The organism is Flavobacterium amylolyticum (assembly GCF_048284335.1).
Taxonomy (GTDB): domain Bacteria; phylum Bacteroidota; class Bacteroidia; order Flavobacteriales; family Flavobacteriaceae; genus Flavobacterium.
Map to the genome: position 1 here is coordinate 57,207 of NZ_JBLVPG010000001.1, position 16,028 is coordinate 73,234.

At 31.9% G+C, this 16,028-nt stretch carries 12 protein-coding genes; 5 read left to right on the forward strand and 7 right to left on the reverse strand.

The annotated features are described in order from the left end of the window. Positions 1 to 151 precede the first annotated feature (151 nt). From ACNQF9_RS00245 to ACNQF9_RS00260, 4 genes are read right to left on the reverse strand one after another with little or no spacing between them, the layout of a single operon-like run. On the reverse strand, positions 152 to 1,612 hold the full coding sequence (locus ACNQF9_RS00245) for an oligosaccharide flippase family protein (protein ID WP_417958220.1): 1,461 nt from the start codon (positions 1,610 to 1,612) through the stop codon (positions 152 to 154). A gap of 47 nt (positions 1,613 to 1,659) precedes the next feature. Then, positions 1,660 to 2,949, reverse strand: coding sequence for a glycosyltransferase family 4 protein (locus tag ACNQF9_RS00250; RefSeq protein ID WP_417958221.1), 1,290 nt, complete (start codon positions 2,947 to 2,949; stop codon positions 1,660 to 1,662). Between the two features lie 59 nt (positions 2,950 to 3,008). Further along, the gene (locus ACNQF9_RS00255) at positions 3,009 to 5,420 is read right to left on the reverse strand and encodes a YfhO family protein (protein WP_417989395.1); all 2,412 of its coding nucleotides are present in this window, start codon (positions 5,418 to 5,420) and stop codon (positions 3,009 to 3,011) included. Positions 5,421 to 5,468: 48 nt separating this feature from the next. Continuing rightward, positions 5,469 to 5,750 carry a DUF4834 family protein gene (locus ACNQF9_RS00260; protein ID WP_417958223.1) on the reverse strand — a complete coding sequence of 94 codons (282 nt, stop codon included), beginning with the start codon at positions 5,748 to 5,750 and terminating at the stop codon, positions 5,469 to 5,471. 121 nt (positions 5,751 to 5,871) lie between these two features. On the opposite strand from ACNQF9_RS00260, the gene ACNQF9_RS00265 reads away from it, so the two are divergent. Together ACNQF9_RS00265 and ACNQF9_RS00270 are read left to right on the forward strand one after the other, a co-directional pair. Then, positions 5,872 to 6,807: a transporter gene (locus tag ACNQF9_RS00265; RefSeq protein WP_417989396.1), complete on the forward strand. Its 936-nt coding sequence runs from the start codon at positions 5,872 to 5,874 to the stop codon at positions 6,805 to 6,807. A gap of 22 nt (positions 6,808 to 6,829) precedes the next feature. Then, positions 6,830 to 7,948 carry a GTP cyclohydrolase gene (locus ACNQF9_RS00270; protein ID WP_417958225.1) on the forward strand — a complete coding sequence of 373 codons (1,119 nt, stop codon included), beginning with the start codon at positions 6,830 to 6,832 and terminating at the stop codon, positions 7,946 to 7,948. 154 nt (positions 7,949 to 8,102) lie between these two features. On the opposite strand, the gene ACNQF9_RS00275 is transcribed toward ACNQF9_RS00270, so the two are convergent. Continuing rightward, positions 8,103 to 8,570 (reverse strand): hypothetical protein, encoded by a 468-nt coding sequence (locus tag ACNQF9_RS00275; RefSeq protein ID WP_417958227.1) that lies wholly within the window; start codon positions 8,568 to 8,570, stop codon positions 8,103 to 8,105. A gap of 140 nt (positions 8,571 to 8,710) precedes the next feature. Here ACNQF9_RS00275 and ACNQF9_RS00280 point away from each other — a divergent pair, with 140 nt between their 5' ends. Together ACNQF9_RS00280 and ACNQF9_RS00285 are read left to right on the forward strand one after the other, a co-directional pair. Further along, positions 8,711 to 9,139, forward strand: coding sequence for a transposase (locus ACNQF9_RS00280; protein WP_417958228.1), 429 nt, complete (start codon positions 8,711 to 8,713; stop codon positions 9,137 to 9,139). A 179-nt stretch (positions 9,140 to 9,318) separates the two neighbouring features. Next, positions 9,319 to 10,005 carry an IS3 family transposase gene (locus ACNQF9_RS00285; RefSeq protein ID WP_417958229.1) on the forward strand — a complete coding sequence of 229 codons (687 nt, stop codon included), beginning with the start codon at positions 9,319 to 9,321 and terminating at the stop codon, positions 10,003 to 10,005. A gap of 68 nt (positions 10,006 to 10,073) precedes the next feature. On the opposite strand, the gene ACNQF9_RS00290 is transcribed toward ACNQF9_RS00285, so the two are convergent. After that, on the reverse strand, positions 10,074 to 11,336 hold the full coding sequence (locus ACNQF9_RS00290) for a cysteate-C-fatty acyltransferase (protein ID WP_417958231.1): 1,263 nt from the start codon (positions 11,334 to 11,336) through the stop codon (positions 10,074 to 10,076). 248 nt (positions 11,337 to 11,584) lie between these two features. Between ACNQF9_RS00290 and ACNQF9_RS00295 the strand changes: the two genes are divergently transcribed. Continuing rightward, positions 11,585 to 12,349: an NYN domain-containing protein gene (locus ACNQF9_RS00295; protein WP_417958233.1), complete on the forward strand. Its 765-nt coding sequence runs from the start codon at positions 11,585 to 11,587 to the stop codon at positions 12,347 to 12,349. Here the strand turns inward: ACNQF9_RS00295 and ACNQF9_RS00300 are convergent. Continuing rightward, positions 12,346 to 14,727, reverse strand: a complete 2,382-nt coding sequence (locus ACNQF9_RS00300; protein ID WP_417989397.1) for a hybrid sensor histidine kinase/response regulator — start codon at positions 14,725 to 14,727, stop codon at positions 12,346 to 12,348. The genes ACNQF9_RS00295 and ACNQF9_RS00300 overlap by 4 nt on opposite strands. Positions 14,728 to 16,028 lie beyond the last annotated feature (1,301 nt).

The window sequence follows — 16,028 nt, forward strand, 5'->3', positions numbered from 1 at the left end:
TTATTGCGGTAATAACTGACAACAACAATTTTGACAAAATTAATAGCAAATCAAGACTTTTACAATACCCACTTTCAGTGATATTTTAATATAAAAAATATCACTAACCTACTACAAATTTTTATAAAAATCCTTTTAAAGAAAATAGTACCTAATTAAATCTTTTCAGAACGAATTTAATTACCTGATTAATTTCAACAGAAATCACAAATTTGTAATTAATATAGATGTATAAAATGGTAACCAAAATAGATTTTAAAACGATATTGAGTATGGGATCAAAAGGAAATTCCCAGAAATAAAACAATAGAAATAATACAAATGTAATCCCAAGAGAATACATCGTTTGATTTGTGAAAGGATATAAATGCAAACGCTTGACTACAAAAAGCAATTTAGCCACGCTATACAAAGTAATTGATAATAAAGTAGCAAAAGCAGATCCTATGATGCCATACAATGGAATAAAAACCATATTTAGTGCAATGGTTAAAAGAACCAGAAATACCCCAAGAAACAATACTGCTCTGTAATATTTTGTATTAAAAATAATAGCATTATTATTCCCTAAAATCAAATCAAAATACTTTGAAATTCCAATCATGAAAACCACCAAAATACCCCCACTGTATTCTTTTGGAACCATTTCGTACAGTTGATTAATATTCACAAAAATACCTAACATCACAAAACCACCAACAACTTGTAGATTAATAGACGTTTTTTTATACAAATCATTGAGTTCTTCAAATTTATTTTCATGCATCAGCCTGGCAGTAATTGGATAAACAATTTGATGCATCGCTCTACTTGGAACCGATATCACTAAAGCTATATAAGTGGCAACGGAATAATAGGCTATATTTTCAATAATCATATATTGATTGAGCATAATTTTATCGCCGTCCAATAATAAATTTGCTACACTTCCTGATAAAATGATGTAAAAAGTATACTCTATTATGCCTTTTACATTGTTCGGTTTAGTAAATTGAAATTTAGGCTTTTTTATATAAAAAGCATAAGTCATCGTTATCACTAGTGCCAAAAGATATATTCCTGCGGTTACATACACAAATTCTACAACAGTTATCCATTTATAGTATACTCCAATAAGCGCAAATAAGGAAAACAACCTTAATCCAACCTCTTTAACAAAATTTCCAAAAACTGAATGCATGTGAACTCTGGCCCAAGCATAAAAAATTTCAAAGTAAGCCATACACAATCCAATAAATGGAATTAGCCAAATAAAATCGTTAACTACAGGGTTTTTTTTAGTTACAAAAAATAAAATGTCATCAAAGAAAACCAAACCAATCAACACTAACGGAATACACAAAAGCAAAGGAAACAATACCGTAAACGATAAAAACTGAGATCTTTCCTCGTCAGATTCGTATTGAGAATAAAATTTCACTAAAGTATTCTGCATTCCTATTGCAAATAATGGCATAATAACATTTGCGCAGGAAAGAATATAGCCCGTTACCGCATAATAGGTAGCGCCGAGGAAAATAGGATATAAGTAAAGTGTGTTTATTGCCCCAATACCAAAACCAAAATAGGTAATTATTGTATTCTTTAAAGATTGATTTAATACTATTCCCATTTTAGGAGTTTAAAATTTAAGGTTTAAGGTTACTGGTAATCCAGCTTTTATTTGATCAGTCCTGCTAACTCTTTGGTTAGGTTTCTTCTGGAATATTGCTGTAAACCTACGGCATTAGATTTTAATTTTCCTTCTAAAAATTGATTATAAAAGTTCAAAATCACACTTTTAAGTTTCATCTTCTCTGAATAATCAAAGAATACACCAGTGTTTGTATTGGTAATAATTTCTGCAAAATCAGAGCCGTTGGGACCAATCGCAACTATAGGTCTATTAGAAACCATATATTCAAATAATTTTCCCGGGATAATACTTTTAGTATCTTCAGAATTAATTTCAATAAGCAACAAAACCTGTGATTTTCTTTGGTGTGCGATCGCATCTGTATGCGAAACATACCCCAAATTATTCAAATAGGTGTTTAACCCGAATTGAGAAATCGTTTCCAAAACTTCCTGACTGACTGCTCCGATTAGTTTAATTTCTACATGCGATTTGAACTCTGGAATCTCATGAATTAATTCGACCAAACTCTCCCATAAAATCAGAGGATTTCTTTCTGAAAGAAAAGAACCAATGTGCGCCAAACTAAATTTAGTATCCAAGGCTTGTTTTTCGACTTGCTCCGTATCATACCCATTGGTAATTACCGCAATAGGTTTATTTGTAATCGCTTGAAATTCAGTTTTGGTAGTTTTACTCGTTACAATAATGGTATCGGCTGTATTCAAAACCTGATATTCTAATGCTTTATGTTTTTTGGCAGCAAAACTGGACAGTCGCAATGATTTGTGATAACCAATGGTTGTCCATGGATCCCGAAAATCAGCAAACCATTTTAAATCTAATTTTTGTTTTAATTCCAATCCAATAAGATGCAGACTGTGTGGTGGTCCGGAAGTAACAATGGTGTCAATCTTATTTTGAACAATGTATTTTTCCAAATAAGCAACCGATGGTTTTACCCAAAAAACGCGCGCATCAGGAATAAAAAGATTACCCCGAATCCAGAGAAAAGTTTTATCCAAAAAAGACTGTTTTTTTTGATTTGGAATAATTCCTGAACTGATTTTTTTGATTTTGTTTTTCGAAAGAAAAGATGCCAGTTGGTACGGTTCAAAAATCTTCTGTTTCAGAATAATCGCTTTATCAGAAATTTCTATAACCAAGTTTTGATCAACAATAGGATACGTTGGATTCTCCGGTATAAAAACGACAGGCTGAATGCCAAAATCAGGCAAGTACTTGACAAACTTAAGCCAACGTTGAACACCTGGTCCTCCAGCCGGTGGCCAATAATAGGTAATTATTAAAATCTTCTTGAATTCTGGTTTCAATTTAATTTTTTTATTTTAGTAGAGACGCACAGCAGTGCATCGCTACAGTGCTTCTCTATCTAATTAGTTCGCTTTTTTCTTTCAAAATATACCCCACCAATCAAAAGTAACAGCATTCCTATTGAACTAATCAATGTAATTCTACTTCCAGTTTTTACAACTTGAGGTTCAAATTTGAATTCTACTGTGTGTTTCCCTACAGGAATTTGTAAACCTCTTAAAACGTAATCCACTCTAATGTGATCCGTTTTTTCACCATCTATATAGGCGTTCCAACCTTTCCCATAATACATTTCGGAGAAAACAGCTAAACCTTCATTTGAATTATTAGACACATATTTCAAATAATTAGGTTTGTATTTTTCTAGAGTTATAGTAGCTGAACTGTCTTTGGTGAAAGCCGTATTTTTGATTACAAAATCTTTAGTATTTACTACCGCTACATTTTTAGAATCTAAACCATCCAACGCTTTCATCTCTTCATCAGCTGAATTGACGAATTTTACTTGACTCACAAACCAGACATTCCCGTTAGCATTTGGATTTGAAGTTGGAAATTCTTTGCCTTCTTTATTCGTTTGAATTACATATTTAACATCTAGCATATCCAGAATTTCCATATTGTTATTCGCTATTTGATAATCAAATAATTGCTGCATTCTTCGAGGTTTTACAGCGCTATAACCACCTATGGATTTATGAAAATAGGAAGCTCTGGCACTTGATAAATTCCCTGAAACTTCAAATACTCGGTAATGAGTTGTATCTTTTAAAATCTCTACATCTGAAGGAGATTCCTGAAAAGGAACTTCCACTTCGCTTCTGCTAACGAAATCTTTTCCTGAGACATAATTTTTATCTACAAAAAATAAATCAGAAACCATTAATAACCCTACGATTATAATAGTTGTTTTCTGGGCAAATCTGTCTTTAATAAATAACCATAAAACGCCTGCGGTTATTAAGATAAAAAAACCAGAACGCAATAAATCAGCGCTATACAAACTCATTCGGTCCTGCTTGAGTGCATTCACAAAGTCTGGACCATACGTTTCTTGAAAATAAGCATCGTTTCCGCCCGAAAAACTGAACATGCCTTTAGCCAAAAACAAAATTATAACAACTCCAAGACCTAAAATTGCAGTTTCATACAACGCTTTCCATTGCATTTTTTTATCCAGTTGAAAGAAAGACTGTAATCCCATAATTGCCAAAACAGGAAAACACAATTCAAGGATAACTTGTATCGAGGAAACGGCTCTGAATTTATTATACATTGGAACATAATCAATAAAAAAGTCCGTCACTACAGGGAAATTTTTTCCCCATGAAAGTACTAATGCTATAGCAGCTCCCGAAAGGAACACATATTTTATTTTTCTTTTATCGATGAATAAGGCTAAAATTCCTAAAAAGAAAACGACCACACCAATATAGGCAGGAGCTGCAACTATCGGTTGGTCACCCCAATAAGTTGGCATTCCAGAAACAAAATCTGTTGCCTGATCTTCCGGCACACCCTGACCAATCATGAATTCATACATATTGCTGTCTTTTCCAACAGCCTCATTATTTGAACCACCAAAAAGTCTTGGTGCAATCAGATTGAAACTTTCGGTAATTCCATAACTATATTCCGTGATATAATCATGAGTCAGTGCACTATCAGTAGTATTCTTAGAGCCATCAGGATTATAACTCAATTCACTTTTTCCACGTGTACTAAAATCCGCATATTCAGCTGTTGCTAATAAATTAGTCGCATTGGCTCCTATAGCAAAAACACCTGCCACTGCTAAAATTACAAAGGAATACATTAACGATTTATATTGCTTTTGTTTAATTAACTCGTAGATAAAATATCCCGATAGTATCAGCAAGAAAATCAATAAATAATAGGTCATTTGGAAGTGATTCGCATTAATTTCTAATGCGGTGGCAAAGAGTGTTATCAAACCTCCCAGAATATATTTTTTTTGAAACACTAAAATAAATCCAGCAATAACGAGTGGCATATAAGCAATCGCATGTGCCTTTGCATTATGCCCCACTCCAAGAATAATAATCAAATAAGTGGACAATCCAAAGGCTAATGCCCCAAAAAAAGCTTTTAAAGGATCTATCTTCAGCACCAGCATCAAGCCATAAAAACCTAGAAAATATAAGAACAAATAATCTGCAGGCCGCGGTAAAAACCGCAAAGCATCATCAAGAACTCCAATATAATCATGCGGATATTTTGCTCCTAACTGGTACGTAGGCATCCCGCCAAAGGCTGAATTAGTCCAATAAGGCTCTATATTGTCTGAGGCTCTAAAGTCATTTTGCTCTTTAGCCATTCCGGTATACTGCACAATATCTGATTGAAATATTTGTTTTCCTTGCAATACAGGATAAAAATAAAGTAAAGAAACGATAACAAAACCAAGTATGGCAAGAGCGTGCTGATAGAACTTATTTATTATTTTCAATTTAAAAAAGTTTGGATTAGAGTAAAAAACTTGTTAATACCGACAAATTTAATCTATTTCTTCGTAATCAACATAATCTCCCACTATTTTGGTTTCGCGTGGATTTTTAGTATTTGCTGTATTGTAAATTACTTCGTCCTTACTTTGTGTTTTTTTCCAAGTATTATCTTGCGCATATTGCTGTTGCTTCTGCATGTTTTCGCCTGCTTTTTCTACTACCTTTTTAACCAATAAAGGCAAAAATAATTTTGCCAAAAACCTGAAAATATAGTAAAAAGCAATCATATAAAATAGTGCTTTTATAAAACCAACAAATGAAGCTGTTTGCATATGAGTGAAATTTTTTTCAAAAATAATAAATCAAGCGCTCAAAATTAAAATATCTCTCTTAAATAAATAATAAAATATAGTACATTTGAAAAGCGTTGTTACTTTTTAATCTCAAAATAATATGTCTAAAATCAAAATCTTAATTGCTGCGGCCCTTTTAATGATTCCGTGCGTTCATTATGGCCAACATACAGATCAGATCAACTCGAACAGACCAGGGGAAACCATGTCGGCTTTCGCAGTTGGAAAATCAGTTATCCAGATTGAAACAGGTGTGTATGGTATCAAACAAAAGCATAGTCTATTAAATTATAATGCTAATGGTTTTGCCATTGATGCCACATTACGATGGGGATTGTTTATGGAAAAGTTAGAATTGATTGCCGATATACAATATCAAAACGAGACCTACAACACTCTCTTTAATATTTCAAAACGTGCTGATTTCAAGCAAACCATTTTGGGCGCTAAGTATTTGATTTATGATCCTTTTAAAAATTACGAAAAAAAGGTTAATATTTACAGTTGGAAAGCCAATCGAGCTTTCAACTGGCACCAACTAATTCCAGCAGTTTCTGTATTTGCTGGAGCAAATTTCACCATGGCAGATAATCCGTATTCCTTTTCTGCAGAATCTAGTATATCTCCAAAAATAATAATCATAACCCAGAACCATTTGGGTGACGGAAGATGGGTTTTTGTAACGAATATAATTGCTGATTATGTAACTACTGATTTTCCAAGTTACGGCTATGTACTTACTTTGACCCGAGGTTTTAGCGATAAATGGTCCGGGTTTGTAGAAAACCAAGGTTTTAAAAGTGATTTTTACAGCGATGCAATTATTCGTGGAGGCGCCGCTTATTTATTAAACAAAGACATGCAAATTGACGCCTCTATAAGTACCAGTTTAAAAGACACCCCATCGGCACTTTATGGCGGCATTGGCTTTTCCTGGCGTTATGACGCTAACTATCAAGAAGTAAGAATGGACATCGATTCAGGTGACTCTGGAAAGAAAGCAGAGAAAAGAGCAAAAAAAACAAAAAAAGGATAAACATAGCATTTCAAAAAACAGAATGATTACAATAGTAGAAGCAAAAACAAAAAGGGAATTAACGGATTTTATTAAATTTCCTTTTTCCCTGTATAAAAACAATAAAAACTGGGTTCCTCCATTAATTGCAGACGAACTTGAAGGATTTGATAAAACTAAAAATCCAGCTTTTGAAACTGCAGAAGCGTATTTTTATGTTGCTAAAAAAAATGCCAAAATAGTTGGTAGAATCACTGCTATCATCAATTGGAGTGAAGTAAAAGATCAACAAAAAATGAAAGTTCGTTTTGGTTGGTTTGATGCAATTGATGACATTGAAGTAACCAAAGCACTTTTAGAAAAAGTGTATGAATTAGGGCGCAAAAATAATTTAGAATATGTGGAAGGCCCTATGGGATTTTCAAATCTAGATAAAGTAGGAGTCATGACAGAAGGCTTTGACGAAATAGGAACGATGATTACCTGGTACAATCATCCCTATTATGCATCGCATTTTGAAAAATTGGGTTATGTAAAAGAAAAGGAATATATAGAAAGTAAATTTCCTTTTGTAAACGTAAAGCCTGAATTTTTCGAAAAAGCTAATGATTTGGTAAAAAGAAGGTATCAATTAAGCCCGCTTAATTTTAAAACCACCAAAGAAGTAATGCCCCATGTGGATAAAATGTTTGATTTATTCAATAAATCTTATGCTTCATTATCTTCATTTGTAGCTATATCAGACACGCAAAAAGAATATTTCAAGAAAAAATACATCAGTTTTATCAATCCTGAATTTATCAAATTTGTTGAAGACAAAGATCATAATATAGTTGCTTTCAGTATTGTGATGCCTTCCTTCTCGGAAGCGATACAAAAGGCAAAAGGAAAATTATTCCCGTTTGGATTCCTTCATTTGCTCAAAGCAAAAAAACAGAGTAAAGATGTCATTTTCTACCTTATTGGTGTACTGCCAGAATACCAAAACAAAGCTGTTACAGCGATTATATTTAAAGAATATTACGAGACTTTTAGAGAAAGAGGTATTATAAATTGTTTCAGGACTCCTGAATTAGTTGATAACGCCGCCAGCATCAATTTATGGAAACATTTTGATCCTCAAATTCACAAACGGCGATGTACTTACAGGACAGAATTGTAATTTTCCCTGTCAGAATGTAAGTCTTAATAAAATTAAAACAATTCGTTTTTTTAGACTGCACCCAATAATATCTAACTTTTTTGGTACAGTCTAAAAAAAACGAATTGTTTTATTAGTTTCACTTGTTGATAATCTTATAATTTTAGAATAAAATTTACTTTTGACAATTTACTTTTGACAGAACTAAATTGCTATCAAAATTCAATTGTTTTGTATCTTTAAAAATTACCTTTCCTTTGTTATCATCAATAACATCCCCAAAACCTTCAATATAAGCATCCCCTTGTTTCAAGAAAGCTACTTGACGAACCGTACTGATACCTTCTGACATAAAAGTATAATTTGCAAATAGCGTATCTCCTTTTATTTCTCCTATTAATGTTCCATTGCTTTTATCTTTTTCATAAAAATTATAGCTTAAATTCCCCGAGAGAAGCAGACCATTTTTTATATTTAAAGTCAATGAAACAGTGTCTTTTTTAAGAATTGCACGGTAACATTCTAAAGATACTGACTTTTCACTAACACTTTTTTCTGATTCCACGGAAACTTTTTCCTTTTCGTTTTTACAGGAAACAAAAACACTCATAAAAACCAGATTCAATAAAATTACTTTTTTCATACATTTTTAATTTTAGTTTTTATAAATATACTACTTCTTCAGATAATAAAATTCAAAAAAAAACCATCAATACTGAGATTGATGGTTTTATATCTAAGAACTGTCCCGTCCTGAAATAGCGATACACAAAAAACATCGTTATGGAATCAAAAACAAATTATGTAAAGCGAAGTCAGAGAGATTACAGTATGTCTTTAAAGCTTCAAATCGTTAGTGAAATCGAAAGGGGTACGTTGTCAGTTAGCCAAGCCAGAAAACAATATGGTATTCAAGCACGCTCAACGGTAGTTCAATGGTTACGAAAATTTGGTAACTTTGATTGGGAAAACCAAATACCTTCAAATATGCCTAAGACACTTGAACAAAAGATCATGGAGCTTGAAGCCAAAGTAAAACTCTTGGAGAAGCAGAAATCTTTCTTGGAACAACAAGCTTATGTATCAGACAAGAAAGCCATAATTTTCGATATGATGATTGATATCGCTGAGCAAGAATATCAAATTGACATAAGAAAAAACTCTCCACCCGAACAATCGACCATTTTAGACAAAAAGAACAACAAACGCTAATGTTCTCCTGTTATTTGTTCGGGGTAGACAGACAGGTTTATTATCGAAAAATTAGAAGAAAAATCAGTAAACAAAGTAAAGCTACACAAGTAGTTTCTATGGTGATTGAGCTCAGAAAATCAATGCCTAGATTAGGTACTAGGAAGCTATAATATCTTTTATGGGATAAACTCCAATTGATGAACATTGGTAGAGATAAATTTTTTGATATCCTTAGAGCTAATCATTTACTAATACAGCCAAAACGCAGCTATCACATAACCACTAATTCTCATCATCGGTTTAGAAAGCATCAAAATCAAATTCTTGATTTAGAAATAAACAGACCAGAACAAGTGTGGGTATCCGATATTACATACATTGGAAAAAGAGAAAACCCTTGTTATTTAAGTATCATTACAGATGCTTACTCTAAGAAGATCATCGGGTATTATGTAGCAGATAATCTCAGCACAGAAAGTAGTTTAATAGCACTGAAAATGGCAGTCAAGCAAAGAAAAAACAAAGAGTCTCCATTAATCCATCATTCTGATAGAGGCCTACAGTATTGTGCTAACGATTATCAAAGAATATTAAATGAAAACGCAATTCTATGTAGTATGACACAGAACTCTGATCCATATGAGAATGCAGTAGCAGAGAGAATAAACGGGATTTTAAAACAAGAATTCATGATTGACAAATACAATCAAAATTTACATATTATGAAATCTGTTGTCGCAGAAGCCATAAAAACATATAACATACAACGTCCGCATTACTCAAATTATATGTTGACCCCAGATCAAATGCATGCTCAAAACCAAATTAAAATGAGAACCTATAAAACAAAAAACAGTAGTAAACCTGAGCTTACTACTGTTTAAAAATTGTACTTTTATTTCTTATTAATCCTGTGTCGTTTTTTCAGGACTAGACAAACTTTGACACTTAATTAAGCATCCAGATCAACTGTAGTTCTACTCGCTATTTCTTTGTAAGTACCATTTTCTAATTTTTCACGAATGGCTTCAAAAGCTGTTAGTGTTTCCTCAACATCTGATAAAGTATGTGACGTAGTAGGAATCATTCTTAACAAAATAATTCCTTTTGGAATCACAGGATAAATCACAATAGATAAGAAAATTCCGTAATTTTCTCTCAAGTCGTTTACCATAATCATTGCTTCTGGCACACTTCCTTCCAGATATACTGGAGTTACACAGGTATTAGTGTCTCCAATGTTAAAATTACGTTTTTTCAACCCGTTTTGCAATGCATTTACATTTTCCCAAAGTTTATCTTTCAACTCGGGATGGTTGCGCAACAATTCCAATCGTTTCAAAGAACCAATCGTTTGAATCATTGGTAATGCTTTGGCAAACATTTGAGAACGTAAATTATATTTTAAATAATCAATAATATCTTTATCTGCGGCAATAAAAGCACCAATATTTGCCATTGATTTTGCAAACGTTGAGAAATAAATATCTATTCCATCCTGACAATCTTGCTCCTCACCTGCCCCAGCTCCAGTTTTTCCAAGTGTTCCAAAACCATGTGCATCATCAACCAACAAACGAAAATTATATCTTTCTTTCATGGCAACAATTTCCTTCAATTTCCCTTGTTGTCCACGCATTCCAAAAACGCCTTCTGTAATAAAAAGAATACCTCCTCCAGTTACTTCAGCTAATTTTGTAGCACGTTCCAAGTTTTTTTCCATACTTGCAAGATCATTATGACGGTATGTAAATCGTTTGCCCATGTGCAAACGAACCCCATCAATGATACAAGCATGAGCATCAACATCGTATACAATCACATCATTTTTAGTTACCAGTGCATCAATTGTTGACATGATTCCTTGGTAGCCAAAATTCAATAAATATGCCGATTCTTTCATTACAAAAGCAGCCAATTCACTCTCTAATTGCTCATGATATTTAGTATGTCCACTCATCATACGCGCTCCCATAGGGTAAGCTGCTCCATATTGTGCTGCTGCTTCGGTATCGGCCTGACGCACTTCCGGGTGATTAGCAAGACCTAAATAGTCATTCAAACTCCAATTCAAAATATCTTTTCCACCAAACTGCATTCTTGGACCCAATTCACCTTCCAATTTAGGAAAAACAAAATAACCTTCTGCTTGCGAAGCCCATTTTCCTAATGGTCCTTTATTGTTTTGAATCCTTTCGAATAAATCTTTTACCATAATATGTCAAGTAATATTTTAATTTTAAGAAGTTGCAAAAATAATTATTTAAACTTTATAATGGTCTCGAAAGCAAATTTATTTTTCAGCCTTTCTAGTAATCAACATTTTTACCTATAAAATGATCTATATTACCTTTTTGTTACTGAACAAAAAATCGCACAAAAAGATGTCGTTTTGATCAGAGCTAAAAATTCGTTTTAAGCCGTAAACTTTGTATATTTGAATATATTTTCAACTTTAAATTTATGTCACAAGATACAAAAGAATTAAAATTGGCCGTTCTAATTGATGCAGACAATGTTCCCTATAGTAATGTAAAAGGAATGATGGAAGAAATTGCTAAATTTGGTACTCCCACGACAAAACGCATTTATGCCGATTGGACCAAGCCAAATGCGGGAGGTTGGAAAAGTGTATTACTGGAGCACGCTATTACTCCTATTCAACAATACAGTTACACGGTGGGAAAAAATTCGTCAGATTCAGCAATGATTATTGACGCCATGGATTTGTTGTACTCAGACAAAGTCGACGGTTTTTGTATTGTTTCAAGTGATTCTGATTTTACACGTTTGGCTATTAGACTTCGAGAGTCCGGAATGAAAGTCATTGGAATTGGAGAACAGAAAACTCCAAATTCTTTTATTGTTGCTTGTGATCGATTTATTTACATCGAAGTTTTAGATGGCGCAATTAAAAAGAAACTACCTAAAAGAACTACGACTGATGCTAAGAAAGCACCACCAAAAAGTTTAAACAAGGTCGATTTACATACCATCGAATTGATAGAGTCAACAATAGAGGATATCGCAGATGACAGTGGTTGGGCATTTCTAGGAGATGTTGGCAATCTCATTGTAAAGAAAAAACCAGAATTCGATCCCAGAAATTATGGCTTTTCTAAACTTACACCAATGTTAAAATCACTAACTGATATTCTGGAAATAGATGAAAGAGATTCTGACAAAAAAGGTATAAAACACGTTTATGTTCGATTACGATTTAGTTAAACTAACTTTTTGACAGCCTCGTATAACGTTTCTTTCTTAATTGGTTTAGACAGATAATCATTCATCCCTATTTCCTTTACACGATCTTTTGTAGTTTCCATAACATCAGCCGTTACTGCTATAATGGGAATGTTTTTATTATGCGCTCCTGCTTCTCCATTTCTAATAGCAATTGTTGCTTCATAACCGTCCATTATAGGCATTTGTAAATCCATTAATACTATATCAAACTGATTGGTGTTAAATGCTTCCAATGCTTCCTGTCCATTATTTGCAAAGACAACAGTCGTATTCAACCATTTTTTAGTAATCATTTTTATCACCATTTGATTAATGGGATTATCCTCAACTACTAATATGCACTTGCCTCCCAAATCCTCAATAACTACTGTAGCAAAAGTTTCTGTATTTTTCTGCTCGGTTGACACATCAAAATCTATTGTAATAACGCAAGTTGTTCCTTCATTGATTTTACTGTTCATTTCAATTGTACCATTTTGCATATCGACTAAAGTCTTCACTATATAAAGACCCAAACCCAGTCCGCCAAATTTTCGCTTGTTGTCGATTTTATTTTGAGAAAATGAATCAAAAATACTTTCAATTTTATCCTTCGAAATTCCAACTCCGGAGTCCGATACTGTCAAAATCAAACGCACTTTATTACCCGACTTTAGTTCCGCATCAATATCAAATTTTACAAAACCGGACGAAGTAAATTTAATAGCATTATTCAAAACATTATTGATAATCTGATTCAATCTATTAACATCTCCAATTAAAAAATCAGGAATTGAATCTGATTTAGAAAACTCAAATCGCAATCCTTTTTCTGAAGCAATGTTAGTGGCATTATTCTTTAGGTTTTCAAAAACCTGCACCGGATCAAATTGATTTTTTTCCAGTTTTAATTCTCCTTTTTCAATTTTAGAAAAATCTAAAATATCATTTACAGAACTCAGTAAACTGTGAGAAGAATATTTTATGATTTGGCAATTTTTCCTGATTTTATCATCTTGTACTTCATTAGAAATAGAATCAATTAAATTCATAATAGCGTTGAGCGGCGTTCTCAATTCATGACTGATATTTGATAAAAAATACGATTTTAAATCATTCATTTCTTCGGATCGAACTAAAGCCAGACGATTGAGTTCATTTTTTTCATTTTTAAGATTCCGGATTAAGTTTGCCATCGATAGCGAAAGGAAAATAACCTCCATACCTGTCCCTAATTTAGAACTATTTTCAGTTAAAAATGAATTAGGAACTTGACCAAAATTATTGAGAATGAAGATCCCAAAACCAAGAATTAAAAAGAAAATACCAATAGTAAAAAAACCATCAACATATTTGTTCTTGTAATACAGATAAATGACTGAAGAAATGATTAGAATAAGAATCAATAATCCAAGCACGTTTGCCAAGGGATAGCTTATGGCTAGAGCTGACGGAACTAAAAGTATACAGACAATTAACAGGAACGCTAAAAAATAAACGATATTAAAAAGGATATAAATTGTTTTATTATATTTTTTAATATTTAAGAAAACTTCACTGTATTTACCCAATAAAAAACCGGCTATCATTGCAAAAAACAATACTGCACGAAGAGAAAACCAACCTCCCTGCGGCGTAACTAACTCGTAAAAATAACCATCTAATGAAAATTGCATTAACCCTATAAAAACAACATATAAACTGTAATACAAAAATGTTCTTTCACGTAAAGCAAAATAGAAAAAAAAGTATATAATGGAAACAATTGTCAATATTCCATAAAAAATTCCAAAAAACAACTGCTCATTGGAAATCATCTTTATGAAACTTTCAGATGAATACAACATTACAGGCATTTTAATTACTTCTCCGTCGCTTTTTAAATGTAAATATAATTGCTGACTGGATTTTGGCGCTAATTTAATTTTAAAAATAGTTTTACGGTTATCAAAACTACGTTCAGAGTATTTCATAGCATCACCACTTACTTCTTTAGTAATTGCTCCAGTTTCCCCGTCAACACTATACAATTCAACTAAATCAGTTATGGGCCTGGCGGTTTCTAAGTAATAACTTAATGCTTGATTTGTAGGATTGATAAGTTCTGTTTTTGACCAAAAATTATTTTTAGTAAAACCTAAATCATCACTTTCTGTTTTAAGTTTAAAAGGTTTCAATAGACTATAATTAGCAATCACATACTTAATATCTAAATTCCTTTGACCTACATCAGTGATTGTGGTAAACTTATGTAAAGAAACTTCTTGAAGTATTGTATCGTTTCTAAAGATATATTGTGAGTAAGAGTTTGAAAAAAACAAAATGAAGAATAACAATTTCAAGCTAGCACAAATCTGTTTGTATATTTCTTGACTCATGTTTAATAAATTATAATTAAGTAACATAGTATGTACGTTAAAAACAATGTTTTAGTTTTTAAAAAAAAATATATTTTAAACTAAAAGATTGTTTTTCAAATATATCATTTTAAATGCACAAACGTTCCGTATTTACAGCATATTTTATGTGAAATGACTTTACAATGAGAGAAAAATTTAGTTTCAATGGTAGACAATAAAATTTACATCCCAAGAACTATTTTTTTTATAATACTATTGTATGTTTGCTGGTGCAGTATCTAGTAAATAAAAGAATGACAAGCTATTAGCATAGCTAATAATATCTTTTTGCATCCAAAATTATTTGACAAATTTAAATATTTTTTACTTAGAAGTTTATCAAAAAAAAGGAGGCCTTTTTAAAGGGCCTCCTAATATGGACTTTGGTGTGTTGTTATCAGTCTATGTCTTGCGACACATCTAACTAAGAAATACTCTTCTCTTTACAGATGGATATATTCAACAATAAACCAAAACCATAATCAAAGATACAATTAATAAATCATAAACACTTAATTTACAGTATTTTAACTAATAATTAACAGGCGTATTTTTATTTCTTTTTTAAAACAATTGCTTTTTAAAAACTTAAAGAATAATGCAATCGTTCCTATTAAATTTTTAAATCTATCCCTAAATAATAGAAAACAATTTGATTCATAATTCTGTTTGAAAATTATAAAAAAAGGAGGCCTTTTTAAAGGGCCTCCTGATATGGACTTTGGTGTGTTGTTATCAGTTTAAATCTTGCGACAACTCTGACTAAAAAATACTCTTCTCCTTACAGATGGATATATTCAACAATAAACCAAAACCATACTCAAAGATACGAGTATAAACCATTATTAAATAGCTATTTAACTATAAATTAACACCCAAAAATAACATCTTAAGAACATAAATTAATAGATTTTTTTGTTTGTATTATTATGCCGAAATATTCGATTTTAATTCATTTAAAAAACTTCTGTTACAAATCATAAAAAAAGGAGGTCTATTAAAGACCTCCAATTGTTCATTTTGATTCATCATTATCAACTTTACCGTTCAGTATAATTGACTATCTGAATAGTATCATCCTAGATTGGTGAAATATTCAATTGATTAATCAAAACAACATTCAAATTTACAATTAAAAAAACTATATTATATTGAATAACAGTATTTTAACTTTAATTTATTACTTGTGAAATAGTAATTCAAACACTAAATTCTCCTTAATTATTATTCGAATATAAAACCTTACAAATAAAAAAGTAACAATAACGATTCTTGCTATT

What these genes read in the sequence shown, in the direction of transcription:
- ACNQF9_RS00270 (WP_417958225.1), top strand. Translation starts at nt 6,830, where the DNA reads ATGATTACAATAGTAGAAGCAAAAACAAAAAGGGAATTAACGGATTTT.
- ACNQF9_RS00280 (WP_417958228.1), top strand. Translation starts at nt 8,711, where the DNA reads ATGGAATCAAAAACAAATTATGTAAAGCGAAGTCAGAGAGATTACAGT.
- ACNQF9_RS00290 (WP_417958231.1), bottom strand. Translation starts at nt 11,336, where the DNA reads ATGGTAAAAGATTTATTCGAAAGGATTCAAAACAATAAAGGACCATTA.
- ACNQF9_RS00275 (WP_417958227.1), bottom strand. Translation starts at nt 8,570, where the DNA reads ATGAAAAAAGTAATTTTATTGAATCTGGTTTTTATGAGTGTTTTTGTT.
- ACNQF9_RS00300 (WP_417989397.1), bottom strand. Translation starts at nt 14,727, where the DNA reads ATGAGTCAAGAAATATACAAACAGATTTGTGCTAGCTTGAAATTGTTA.
- ACNQF9_RS00260 (WP_417958223.1), bottom strand. Translation starts at nt 5,750, where the DNA reads ATGCAAACAGCTTCATTTGTTGGTTTTATAAAAGCACTATTTTATATG.
- ACNQF9_RS00285 (WP_417958229.1), top strand. Translation starts at nt 9,319, where the DNA reads ATGAACATTGGTAGAGATAAATTTTTTGATATCCTTAGAGCTAATCAT.
- ACNQF9_RS00245 (WP_417958220.1), bottom strand. Translation starts at nt 1,612, where the DNA reads ATGGGAATAGTATTAAATCAATCTTTAAAGAATACAATAATTACCTAT.
- ACNQF9_RS00295 (WP_417958233.1), top strand. Translation starts at nt 11,585, where the DNA reads ATGTCACAAGATACAAAAGAATTAAAATTGGCCGTTCTAATTGATGCA.
- ACNQF9_RS00265 (WP_417989396.1), top strand. Translation starts at nt 5,872, where the DNA reads ATGTCTAAAATCAAAATCTTAATTGCTGCGGCCCTTTTAATGATTCCG.